The organism is Lentzea sp. NPDC037011 (genome assembly GCF_055607425.1).
In genome coordinates, this window is record NZ_JBVJRT010000001.1 from 152,464 (window position 1) to 164,303 (window position 11,840).

Sequence of the window (11,840 nt, forward strand, 5' to 3'; positions counted from 1 at the left end):
CGACCGTAGATCAGGAAGCGGTGGCGAGCACCTGCTCGTAGACCAGCTCGTTGACCCAACGGGTGATGGCGGTGTCCTCGACGGGCACGCACTCGTTGCGGCCGGACACGTCCACGGACAGGTCCTTCTCCTCGTCGGCCAGCAGGACCGAGACGCCGTAGCGGCGCACGCGCGGCAGGCAGTTCGTCAGGTAGTCGTTGGTGAACGCGACCGAGTCCGGGAGGACGGCGGCGGCGTTGCCGTAACGGGCGAAGGGAACCGCGGAGGCCAGCGCGGTGCGCCAGTGGCGTGCGACGGCCAAGACGCCGACGATGCGCACGGCGGCCGGCGGGACGCGGCCTTCCATCTCCGGCCACACCCAGGTGGAGACGGTGGTCTTGTCGACCTCGGGACCCGCACCCACGCACACGCGCTCGGCGTGGGCGTCGGCCAGGAGCTCGGCCACGACGACGACCTTGCGGCCCATGAGGACCATCTCCGGGAGGACCACGCCGTGCCAGCCGAGGCGGATCGCCGCTGCGGCTGCCAGCTCCTCGACGGACGCGGGCAGTTCCGGAACCGGGACCGCGGTCGTCGACAGTCCCTGCGCGCTGCCGGGCGCCGCGATCCTTGCTGGGGTGCTGCTCACGCCAGTGCCTCCTCGCCACCACGCGGCGGGCGATCCGCCACGTTTCGACTCGTGCTCTGGATAAGGCGTACCAGGAAGCGCGCGGCCCGCCCCCAGGTCATCGGAGCCCCTGCGATCGACGGCGCCGACCGGTCGGTGACCGGTCGAGGAGCGGCGCGGGGAGTTCGGTCCTACGGTGCTGCCGTCTGGGTGACGTTAATCCGGTTGGACGCACCAAAAGACCTGCTCACAGTGGGTGCTCCAGGCGTGGTGGCGAAAAGGCGGCGAACGGTGCCGGTCACCGGCCGCCGACCGCTCACCGCGCCAGAACGACCACCTACATGATGATCACGGTTTTGCCAGGCCCGTGACCTGCGAAAACACCGGTGGCTTCGCGCAACGGCACACGGCGGGAAATCGGCACCGAGAGATCGCCGTCGAGCACCATGGACGCCAGGCGGACAAGCGTCTCCGGTGAGCCCTTCATGCCGAAGTTCTGCGCGCTGTCGCTCGACGCGTAGTTGGTGTTGAACGCCAACGGCGCATAGCGCGCGTTCGCCTCGAACGACGAGCGGTCGGCGCTCACGAGGTCGATGAGCGCGTCGGCCTCCACGAGCGAGTCGCCCCGGCCGATCGGGACCACGTGCTTGCCCGCCGCCCGCGCGATCTGGACGGCGAACGAGCCGACGCCGCCGTTCGGACCGACGACCAGCACGGATTTCGCGTCACCGAGCGCTTCCACCAGCTGCAGCGCCGTCATGCCTGCGGTCGGCAATGCCGCGGCGACCGCGGGGTCGAGGCCGTCCGGCAACGGCGCCAACGCGTTCCCGGCCGGAACCACGGCGTACTCGGCGTAAGTCCCCCGTCCGACGGGGCGGTGGAAGAAGGTCCCGAAAATCCGCTCGCCGGAACCGACGACCTCACCGGCACCGTCGGTTCCGGGAACCATCGGAAACCGGTGCTCTGCGGAACTCCGAAGCATCCCGTCGACGACTTTGCGGTCGAAGGGGTTCACGCTCGCGGCGAGCATCCGCACCTTGAGCTCTTCCGGACCCGCCTGCGGCTCCGGCAGCTCCACCAGCTCGAGCTCCGCACCGAAGTCCGCCGCCGCTATCGCCCACATGTCGCCCTCCGAACGAGTGACAGACATCACCTGTTGGATCACGGAATCCGATACTGCCGGTCAACGAAAGAACCCCCCTCGCGATTCCGCGAGGGGGGTTCGATCTGTCTTTCTCTGTGGGCAAGGGGGGAGTTGAACCCCCACGTCCTTTCGGACACACGGACCTGAACCGTGCGCGTCTGCCATTCCGCCACTTGCCCCTGGAGACGTTGGAAACACTAGCACGCGTCCAAACCAGGTTCCTAATCGCCCCCTGTAGGCCTGGTCGCACCCGGATACGATCGGTGCAGAAGACCGTCCAGGCGGAAGGAGCTGACATGGGCCTGCAACGCTTCGAGCGCAAGCTCGAAGGTCTGGTCGGCAACACCTTCGCGCGCGTGTTCGGAGGCAACGTCGTGCCCCAAGAGGTGGCACAGGCGCTGCAACGGGAGGGTGACAGCAACATCCGCGAGCTCGCGGGTGGCAGACTGCTAGCCCCCAACCACTACACAGTGCTGCTCGGCCCTCAGGACCACGATCGACTTGCCGGGGACGAGCAGGATGAACTACGCATCACCCAGCTTCTCGCGGAGGGCCTGCGAGAGCACCTGGAAGAGTCCGGATGGGATACCTACGGTGACGTCGTAGTCTCCCTGGAGCGCTCCGAGGCGCTGCACACCGGACAGTTCCGAACCAGCTCGTCCGTCGACCCCGACGTGAAAGCGGCCAGCCGACGGTCAGCACCACCTCGCACCGCAGGAGACCGAGTCATGAGCCAGCCACCCGGCTACGGACAAGGACAGGGCCAGCCCGGCCACGACCCTTATGGTCAGCAGGGCGGCTACGACCAGGGTTACGGCCAGCAGCAGGGCTACGGCCAGCAGCAGCAGGGCTACGACCAGGGCTACGGCCAACAGCAGCAGCAAGGCGGGTACGACCAGGGCTACGGCCAGCAGGGCGGCGGCTACGGCGGCGGCCAGCAGGGCTATGACCAGGGGTACGGCCAGCAGCAGGGCTACGACCAGGGTTATGGCGGCCAGCAGCAGGGCTACGGCCAGCAGGGTTACGACCAGGGCTACGGCGGCGGCCAGCAGGGCGGCGGCTACGACCAGGGTTACGGCCAGCAGCAGGGCTACGGCCAGCAGGGCTACGACCAGGGCTACGGCGGCGGCCAGCCGGCCGGCGGCTACGACCAGGGTTACGGCCAGCCCGCCGGTGGGTACGACCAGGGCTACAACCAGGGCGGATACGCCCCGCCGGCAGTGCAGGGCGGCAACCGCCAGCTCAACGCCACGCTGCACCTCGACGACGGGTCGAACCGGACGTACAACCTCAAGCAGGGTGGAAACGTCGTAGGACGTGGGCAGGAAGCCGACTTCCGCCTCCCCGACACGGGTGTGTCCAGGCGCCACCTGGAGATCACCTGGGACGGGCACAGTGCGATGCTCGCTGATCTCGGTTCGACCAACGGCACCACGGTGAACGGCACGCCAGTGCAGACTTGGCAGCTCGCGGAGGGCGACGTCGTCCGCATCGGCCACTCGTCACTGGTCTTCCGCACCGCGGGCTAGAGGTCGACACGGGCGTCGGTAAGCAACTCAAGGCAGGAGCGGTTACAACCGGTGCCAGAGCTGGTGATGCAGCTGACCAGAGCGGGCTTTCTCGTGCTCCTCTGGCTCTTTGTGCTGGCCGCCCTACGTGTGGTCCGCTCTGATCTCTACGCGGCCTCAGGGCTCCGGGCGTCAGGTCTGCCCGGTTTCCGGAGGTCCGACAAGTCGGCGAGGGGTAGCAAGGCGCCGAGGACGCTCGTGGTCACCCACGGCGCGCTCACCGGCACCCGCATCTCACTCGACGGCCGGCCGATCCTGATCGGCCGCGCGGACGACTCGACTCTCGTGCTGGACGACGACTTCGCGTCGACCAGGCACGCGAGGCTGTCGATGCGCGGCACCGACTGGTACGTGGAAGACCTCGGCTCCACGAACGGCACCTACCTAGACCGAGCCAAGGTCACCGCACCACTGCGCGTACCTCTCGGCACCCCGATCCGCATTGGCAAAACGGTGATCGAGCTGCGCTCATGACCTTGGTTCTTCGATACGCGGCCCGAAGCGACCGGGGCCTGGTCCGTTCCAACAACCAGGACTCCGTGTACGCGGGCCCCCGCCTGCTCGCAGTCGCCGACGGCATGGGTGGCCACGCCGCCGGCGAAGTCGCGAGCAAGGTGGTCATCGCCTCGCTGGCCCACGTCGACGACGACGAGCCCGGCGACGACCTCCTCGGCAAGCTCCGCGACGCGGTCGCGGCCGGCAACGGCGCCATCTCCGAGCTGGTCGCGAGCGACCCGGACCTGGAGGGCATGGGCACCACGCTGACCGCGGTGCTCTTCGCGGGCAACCGCCTCGGCCTGGTGCACATCGGCGACTCGCGCGCCTACCTGCTCAGAGAGGGCGGGTTCGCGCAGATCACGCACGACGACACGTTCGTCCAGTCGTTGATCGACGAGGGCCGGATCACGCCGGACGAGGCGGCCACGCACCCGCAGCGCTCGTTGCTGCTGCGCGCCCTCACCGGGCACGACTTCGAGCCCAGCCTCACGGTGCGCGAGGCACGGGCCGGTGACCGGTTCCTGCTGTGCTCGGACGGCCTGTCCGGTGTCGTCTCGATGGAGACGCTGGACGAGGCGATCCGCATCCCGGACCCGCAGGCCTGCGCGGACCGGATGATCGAGCTCGCGCTCAAGGGCGGCGGCCCCGACAACGTCACGGTGATCGTGGCGGACGTCGAGGACGTCGACTTCGGCGACGACTACCCGATCGTCGGCGGTGCGGCCGGTGACGGCAGCGAGGAGCACAACACCCCGCCGGACTCCGCGGCGTCACGGGCGAGCGCGCTCACGCAGCAGCGCCAGCCGATGCCGCAGCGGATGGAGGCACCGCCGCCACCGCCGCAGGACCCGAAGCGCAAGAAGCGCAACGCCCTCAAGGCGTTCGCGATCGTCTTCCTGCTGCTCGTCGTGGTCGGCGCGGCCGGGGTCGGCGGCAAGCTGTGGCTGAACACCCAGTTCTACGTGGGCGCGACCGAGGACGGCCAGGTCGCGATCTTCCGCGGGCTCAACGGCAGCGTGCTCGGGTTCAAGCTCTCGTCGAAGGTCGAGGACTCGTGCCCGCCCGGCTCGTCGGGCTGCACGCCGATCGCGGTGAAGGACCTGCAGGAGGCCGGGCGCAAGACGATCACCGAGGGCATCCGCAGCGACAACGGCATCGACGGCGCGCGCGCCGCGGTCCGCATGCTGCGCACGGCGCACATGCTGCCGTTGTGCAAGGACACCTCGGCCTCGTCCACCCCGACGTCGCCGACCACGACGACCCCGCCCACGACGACGACCCAGCCCGCGAACGGGACGCCCTCGTCGACCACGGCCCCCGCGGGTGGCGAGACCACCCAACCCTCGCTCACCTCGTCCGCGCAGAAGCCGGGCGTGGAATGCCGGGAGGGTCCGTAGTTGAAGGGCTCACCCGCCCCGTCCGGGGACGGCTCACCAGTCGCGTCGCTGGCGACCAGCACGTCGCCGGGGCTGCGGGCGCCGACGCGGCGCGGCACCGAACTGGTGATGCTCTCGTTCGCGGCCGGGCTCGTCACGCTGGCTCTGATCCTGGTGGAGCTCAACCAGGAGCGCTCGCTCAGCCTGCGCATCCTGTACCTGGGACTCGCCTACCTCGGCCTGTTCGCCTGCGCGCACCTCGCCGTGCGCCGCTGGGCGCCCTACGCCGACCCGGTGATCCTGCCGTGCGTCGCGCTGCTCAACGGGCTCGGCCTGGTGGTCATCCACCGGATCGACCTCGCCATGGAGGGCACCGTCTTCGCGGACGGCTCGACGTGGGACCCGATGGCGTTCAAGCAGGTCATCTGGACCGCGATCGGACTGCTGCTGTTCGCGGCCACGCTGAAGTTCCTCACCGACCACCGCACCCTGGCGCGCTTCGGCTACACGTTCGGCCTGGCCGGGCTGGTCGCCCTGCTGCTGCCCGGTGTGCTGCCGGGCTTCATCGCGCCGACGATCAACGGCGCGAAGATCTGGCTGCGGATCGGCCCGTTCTCCATCCAGCCGGGTGAGTTCGCCAAGATCCTGCTGATGGTCTTCTTCGCCGCGTTCCTGGTGTCGAAGCGGGACCTCTTCACCACCGCGGGCCGCCGGTTCCTCGGCATGGACCTGCCGCGCGCCCGCGACCTCGGCCCGCTGTTCGCGGCGTGGGGCGTGGCGGTCGCGGTCATGGTCCTGCAGAAGGACCTCGGCTCGTCGCTGCTGTTCTTCGGCATCGTGCTGGTGCTGCTCTACGTCGCCACCGAACGCGCGGCCTGGGTGGTGCTCGGCCTCGGTCTGTTCGCCGGCGGCGCGGTCATCGCGTGGAAGCTCTTCACGCACGTCCAGCAGCGCGTGGCGAACTGGTCGGACCCGATCGCCACCTACAACGACGACGGCGGCGGCTACCAGATCGCGCAGTCGCTCTTCGGTCTCGCGACCGGTGGCATCGGTGGTGCCGGTCTCGGTGCCGGGCGGCCGGAGATGATCCCGGAGTCCAACACCGACTTCATCACCGCGGTGATCGGCGAGGAGCTCGGGTTCGTCGGCTTCGCCGCGCTGCTGCTGGTCTACATGGTCGTCGCGATGCGCGGCCTGCGCGGTGCCATCTCGGTGCGCGACAGCTTCGGCAAGCTGCTCGGCGGCGGCCTGGCGTTCGCGATGTGCTTCCAGGTGTTCATCGTCGTCGGCGGTGTCACGAAGCTGATCCCGATGACGGGCATCACCGCCCCGTTCCTGTCCAAGGGCGGTTCGTCGCTGCTGGCGAACTACGTCCTGATCGCGTTGCTGCTGCGGATCTCCGCGGCCGCGCGGGCGCCGCAGCGTGCTCCGAAGCCGAAGCCGCAGCAGCCGGCCATCGCCGACCAGCACACAGTCATGGTGGAGCGTCCGAAATGAACACACCGCTCCGCCGGGTCGGCTTCGCCATGATGGTGATGATCCTGCTGCTGCTGGGCAACGCCACGTGGGTGCAGGTCATCAACGCCGACGAGTGGCGCAAGAACCCGAACAACCGCCGGGTGCTGCTCGACGAGTACGCCCGCAAGCGCGGTCTGATCATGGCCGCCGACGGCATGGTGATCGCGGACGTCAAGGAGACGACGGACCGGCTCCGGTACCTGCGCACCTACGCCGCGCCGCAGGCGTACGCCCCGGTGACCGGGTACCTCTCGGTCACCTACGGCACCGCCGGCATCGAGCGCGCCGAGAACGACCTGCTCAACGGCTCGGACGACCGGCTGTTCGCGCGCCGCGTCTCGGCGTTGATCACCGGTCGCGACCCGGTGGGCGGCAACGTGCAGCTCACGCTGGTGCCGCGGGTCCAGCAGATCGCCTACGACCAGCTGGCGGCGAAGGGCTTCCGCGGCTCGGTCGTCGCGATGAAGCCGGACACCGGCGAGATCCTCGCGATGGTCAGCACGCCGTCCTACGACCCGAACCTGCTGGCGAGCCACGACCCGACCGCGCAGCAGACCGCGTGGAAGCAGCTCACCACCGACGGCAACGGCGACCCGCTGATCAACCGCGCGATCCAGGGCATCTACCCGCCCGGCTCGACGTACAAGGTCGTCGTGGCCGCGGCCGCGCTCGCCAACGGTGACACCAAGGAGTCGCAGTACACGGCGGCGGGCTCGATCCCGTTGCCGGGCACGAACAACTTCCCGTTCCCGAACTACAACGGCCAGCCCTGCGGCAGCGGGCAGACCGCGTCGATGGAGCTCGCGCTCGCCAAGTCGTGCAACACGGCGTTCGGCGAGATGGCGGCGAAGGTCGGCAAGGCCAAGCTGCAGGCCCAGTCGGACAAGTTCGGCTTCAACGACGACGACCTCAGGGTGCCGATGGCGGTCGAGAACTCGACCATGGGCCCGGTCCCCGACGAGCCCGCGCTCTACCAGAGCGGCATCGGCCAGCGCGACGTCCGCGTGACCCCGCTGCAGAACGCGATGATCGCGGCGACGATCGCCAACGGCGGCAAGCGCATGCAGCCGTACCTGGTGTCGAAGATCCTCGGCCCCGACCTGAAGACGGTCGAGGACACCGAGCCCGACGAGATCAACACCGCGATGAGCTCGGCCAACGCGGCCGCGCTGCGCGACATGATGGTCCAGTCGGAGGCGAACACCGGCGGCGAGGGCAGGATCGCGAACGTCCAGGTGGCGTCGAAGACCGGTACCGCGGAGGTCGGCGGCAGCCGGGAGCAGACCGTGGCACCGCACGCCTGGTACATCGCGTTCGCGCCGGCGCAGAAGCCGGAGATCGCGATCGCGGTGATCGTGGAGAACGGTGGCGACCGCGGCCTCGGCGCGACCGGCGGCAAGGTGGCGGCGCCCATCGGCCGCGCCGTGATGAACGCGTACCTGGCGGGTCGCTGATGCTGACCACGGGCCAGCTCCTCGCCGACCGCTACCGCCTGACCAGGCGGATCGCGGTCGGTGGCATGGGCGAGGTCTGGGAGGCGGCCGACGACCGGCTCGACCGCCGGGTCGCCGTGAAGGTGCTGAAGGCGGAGCTGTCCGGTGACGCCGAGTTCCTGCACCGCTTCCGCGTCGAGGCGCGGATGACCGCGTCGCTCAACCACCCCGGCATCGCGTCGGTGCACGACTACGGCGAGACCGCGTCGGTCGCGGACGGGCCGGAGGACACGGCGTACCTGGTGATGGAGCTCGTCGAGGGCGAACCGCTCGCGACGATCATCTCGCGGGGCCGGCTCACCGCCGAGGTGACGCTGGACCTGCTGGAGCAGACCGGGAACGCGCTGCAGGCCGCGCACGAACGCGGGCTGGTGCACCGGGACGTCAAACCGGGCAACATCATGGTGACGCCGTCGGGCAAGGTGAAGATCACCGACTTCGGTATCGCGAAGGCCGTCGACGCCGCTCCCGTGACACGATCCGGCATGGTCATGGGCACCGCGCACTACATCGCTCCCGAGCAGGCGCTCGGCGGCGAGGCCGAACCGGCGAGCGACGTCTACTCGCTGGCCGTGTGCGGCTACGAATGCCTTGCGGGACATCGGCCGTTCCTGTCGGACAACGCGGTGACGGTGGCGATGATGCACATCCGCGACATCGCGCCGCCGTTGCCGCCGGACGTGCCGCCGGGTGCGCGGGCGTTGATCGAGGCGACGCTGGTGAAGGACCCGCGGCAGCGCTACCGCACCGGTGGCGAGTTCGCCGCGGCGGTCAGCGCGGTGCGGGTGGGCCAGCCGCTGCCGACGCCGTCGGGTTTCACGATGCCGCCGATCCCGCAGCAGGTGCAGCAGCAGCACCAGGTCGCCCAACAGATGGCACCGCAGCAGCAGATGGCGCCCCAGCAGCTGGCGCAACAGCAGCTGACGCCTCCGCAGGTGCCGCAGCAGGTCGCCCCGCAGCAGCCCCAGGTGTCCCAGCCGTTGCAGGTACCACCGCCGATGCCGCACCACTCCGGTGGTCAGCCTCGCGCCGGTACCCATCCGGGCATGCAACCGGTACAACAGCAACCGGTGCCGCACACCGGGACGTTCGCCCCGATGCCACCGCCACCCGGGAGGAACCGGGTGACCGTGTGGGTTATGGTCGCTCTTCTGGTGACTGCTCTGCTGGTGATCGGCGGAGTCGTCGCCTGGAAGCTGACCATCGGGAAGACCGCTGCCGGCGAGCAGGGCGGCTTGCCGCAGAACACGAGCACGAGCAGCCCGAACGCACCGGCGAACGGTCAGGCGAAGCCCGACTCCGCCGACCGGATACCGGGCACCTCGACGACACGGCTCGACGAGGACGACTACCTCGGCCGGACCGGCGACGAGGTCAGCACGCAGCTGAGCGACCACGGCCTGGAGCCGACCGTGCTGAGCCCGCAGGGCACGGCACCGGGAGACCTGAGGAAGTGCCGCGTCACCGCCATCGCGCCGACCGGCGACGTGTCGGCCGGGACGCGGGTGAAGGTGACGTGCCGGGCATGAGCAGAACCAGAACCGAGATGGGAACACCGTCGATGAGGAGCGGGACGAAGCACCGATGAGCACTCCGCGACTGCTCTCAAACCGCTACGAACTGGGTGAGACCCTCGGGTACGGCGGCATGTCCGAGGTCCACAAGGGGCGGGACGTCCGGCTCGGCAGAGACGTGGCGATCAAGGTGCTGCGCGCTGACCTCGCCCGCGACGCCCAGTTCCAGGAGCGGTTCCGGCGCGAGGCGCAGAACTCGGCTGCTCTGAACCACCCGGCGATCGTCGCGGTCTACGACACCGGCGAGACGCAGACCGAGTACGGCCCGCTGCCCTACATCGTGATGGAGTTCGTCGACGGGCGGACGCTGCGCGACATCGTGAAGACGCAGGGACCGCTGTCGGGCAAGCGCGCGATGGAGGTCATGGCCGACGTCTCGGCCGCGCTCGACTTCAGCCACCGCCACGGGATCGTCCACCGCGACGTGAAGCCGGCGAACGTGATGATCACGAAGTCCGGCGCCGTGAAGGTGATGGACTTCGGCATCGCCCGCGCGCTGCACGACGGCCAGGCCGCGGTCACGCAGACCGCCGCGGTGATCGGCACGGCCCAGTACCTGTCGCCGGAGCAGGCCCGCGGCGAGTCCGTGGACGCGCGGTCCGACGTCTACGCGGCCGGCTGCGTGCTGTTCGAGCTGCTGACCGGGGAGCCGCCGTTCACCGGTGACTCGCCCGTCGCGGTCGCGTACCAGCACGTGCGGGAGGACCCGAAGGCGCCGTCGTCGCTGAACCCGAAGGTGTCGCCGCAGCTCGACGCGATCGTGCTGAAGGCGATGGCGAAGGGCCCGGCCAACCGCTACCAGTCCGCCGCGGAGATGCGCGCGGACCTGGTGCGCGTGCTGTCCGGCCAGCGCCCGTCCGCGCCCGCCGTCATGACGGCCGAGGACCGCACGGCCGTGATGAACGAGCAGTCGGCCTCGCGTTCCGCGCGCACCCAGGTCGTGAACGGCGGCCGGCACCGTCCGGCGGCGTTGAAGTCGGAGCCGGACGACGACTACGACCCGATCGCCGACGAGGAAGAGGAGCGGCGCGCCAAGCGCAAGAAGACCATCATGATCGCGTTGGTGGTCTTCCTGTGCATCGCCGTGCTCGGCCTCGCCGCGTGGATCACCACGAGTCTGATGAAGCCGGGCGACAGCGACACCCCGGAGAAGGTGCCGGTGCCCGCCGTCGTCGGCATGGAGCCGTTGACGGCCAACGACAAGCTGACCCAGTCCGGGCTGAAGCCGAAGCAGGAGCTGGTGCCCTGCGAGCCGGGTGCGAACGGGGCCGCGGCGCCGTGCACGTCCGAGCAGATCGGCAAGGTCATCGGCACGAACCCGCCGGAGGGCACCTCGCTGCTGAAGGGTGCCGAGGTCGTCGTGCGCGTCGGTTCACCGCCGGGCGAGGGTGCCGTACCGGACCTGAAGGGCAAGACTCCGAACGAAGCCCAGCAGATCCTGGACAAGGACCCGAACGGCTTCAAGGTGCAGCAGAGCACCGACACGGTCGAGACCGACGACCCCAACAAGGTCGGCAAGATCGTGCAGCAGAATCCCGAGTTCGGCCTGAAGCTGAAGAAGGGCGGCACGATCACCATCAGCCTGGGCAGGGCGCCGGACAAGCAGAACGTGCCCGGTGTGGTGGGCCAGGACCTGGAGACCGCGCGCCAGACGCTGGAGGGTTCCGGCTTCAAGGTCAACGTGGCGCAGGCGGACAGCCAGAAGCCGCAGAACGAGGTCATCTCGCAGACCCCGCAGGCCAACAGCAAGGCCGTCAAGGACGCCACGGTCACGCTGACGGTCTCGAAGGGCAACCTGATGGAGATGCCCGACCTGACCGGCCTGTCGCAGAAGGACGCGGAGACCAAGCTGCGGGCGCTCGGCTGGAACGGCAACTTCAACGTCGACGAGCAGCAGGTCCAGCCCGGTTCGCCGCAGAAGGACAAGATCATCTCGCAGCAGCCGGCGAAGGGCTCGCCCATCGGCAAGGGCGCCGCGGTCACGGTGGTCATCGGCCGGACCGGGCTCCTCCCGACCAACTGATCGGCTCATACGAGAAGAGGCCCCCTCCCGGCGTCGGGA

The 11,840-nt window shown here is 69.5% G+C and carries 9 protein-coding genes, 1 tRNA gene and 1 pseudogene; 8 read left to right on the forward strand and 3 right to left on the reverse strand.

Features of this window, described 5'->3' with window-relative positions; all coding sequences use genetic code 11:
• Nucleotides 1-10 precede the first annotated feature (10 nt).
• The 3 genes from ACZ7CH_RS00790 to ACZ7CH_RS00800 form a co-directional block, all read right to left on the reverse strand.
• Entirely contained in the window at nucleotides 11-628 is a 618-nt protein-coding gene (locus tag ACZ7CH_RS00790; protein ID WP_360397066.1) for a hypothetical protein, read from the reverse strand.
• Nucleotides 629-944: 316 nt separating this feature from the next.
• Nucleotides 945-1,685, reverse strand: coding sequence for an alcohol dehydrogenase catalytic domain-containing protein (locus tag ACZ7CH_RS00795; RefSeq protein WP_470372903.1), 741 nt, complete (start codon nucleotides 1,683-1,685; stop codon nucleotides 945-947).
• 162 nt (nucleotides 1,686-1,847) lie between these two features.
• A tRNA-Leu gene (locus ACZ7CH_RS00800) sits at nucleotides 1,848-1,930 on the reverse strand.
• A gap of 117 nt (nucleotides 1,931-2,047) precedes the next feature.
• On the opposite strand from ACZ7CH_RS00800, the pseudogene ACZ7CH_RS00805 reads away from it, so the two are divergent.
• From ACZ7CH_RS00805 to pknB, 8 genes and pseudogenes are all read left to right on the forward strand, one after another.
• Nucleotides 2,048-2,344, forward strand: a pseudogene (locus tag ACZ7CH_RS00805) (DUF3662 domain-containing protein); the annotation flags it as partial.
• A gap of 135 nt (nucleotides 2,345-2,479) precedes the next feature.
• The gene (locus ACZ7CH_RS00810) at nucleotides 2,480-3,280 is read left to right on the forward strand and encodes an FHA domain-containing protein (RefSeq protein ID WP_470373179.1); all 801 of its coding nucleotides are present in this window, start codon (nucleotides 2,480-2,482) and stop codon (nucleotides 3,278-3,280) included.
• A 51-nt stretch (nucleotides 3,281-3,331) separates the two neighbouring features.
• Complete coding sequence (locus ACZ7CH_RS00815; RefSeq protein ID WP_053732084.1) at nucleotides 3,332-3,793, forward strand: FHA domain-containing protein FhaB/FipA; 462 nt, start codon at nucleotides 3,332-3,334, stop codon at nucleotides 3,791-3,793.
• Nucleotides 3,790-5,214 carry a PP2C family protein-serine/threonine phosphatase gene (locus ACZ7CH_RS00820; protein ID WP_360397069.1) on the forward strand — a complete coding sequence of 475 codons (1,425 nt, stop codon included), beginning with the start codon at nucleotides 3,790-3,792 and terminating at the stop codon, nucleotides 5,212-5,214. The genes ACZ7CH_RS00815 and ACZ7CH_RS00820 overlap by 4 nt, the downstream gene beginning before the upstream one ends.
• Complete coding sequence (locus ACZ7CH_RS00825) at nucleotides 5,215-6,690, forward strand: FtsW/RodA/SpoVE family cell cycle protein (protein ID WP_458429825.1); 1,476 nt, start codon at nucleotides 5,215-5,217, stop codon at nucleotides 6,688-6,690.
• Nucleotides 6,687-8,165 carry a peptidoglycan D,D-transpeptidase FtsI family protein gene (locus tag ACZ7CH_RS00830; RefSeq protein ID WP_360397070.1) on the forward strand — a complete coding sequence of 493 codons (1,479 nt, stop codon included), beginning with the start codon at nucleotides 6,687-6,689 and terminating at the stop codon, nucleotides 8,163-8,165. Before ACZ7CH_RS00825 ends, ACZ7CH_RS00830 begins: the two co-directional genes overlap by 4 nt.
• Complete coding sequence (locus tag ACZ7CH_RS00835; protein ID WP_470369748.1) at nucleotides 8,165-9,733, forward strand: protein kinase domain-containing protein; 1,569 nt, start codon at nucleotides 8,165-8,167, stop codon at nucleotides 9,731-9,733. Before ACZ7CH_RS00830 ends, ACZ7CH_RS00835 begins: the two co-directional genes overlap by 1 nt.
• A 55-nt stretch (nucleotides 9,734-9,788) precedes the next feature.
• Entirely contained in the window at nucleotides 9,789-11,801 is a 2,013-nt protein-coding gene (pknB, locus tag ACZ7CH_RS00840) for a Stk1 family PASTA domain-containing Ser/Thr kinase (RefSeq protein ID WP_360397072.1), read from the forward strand.
• Nucleotides 11,802-11,840: the final 39 nt, after the last annotated feature.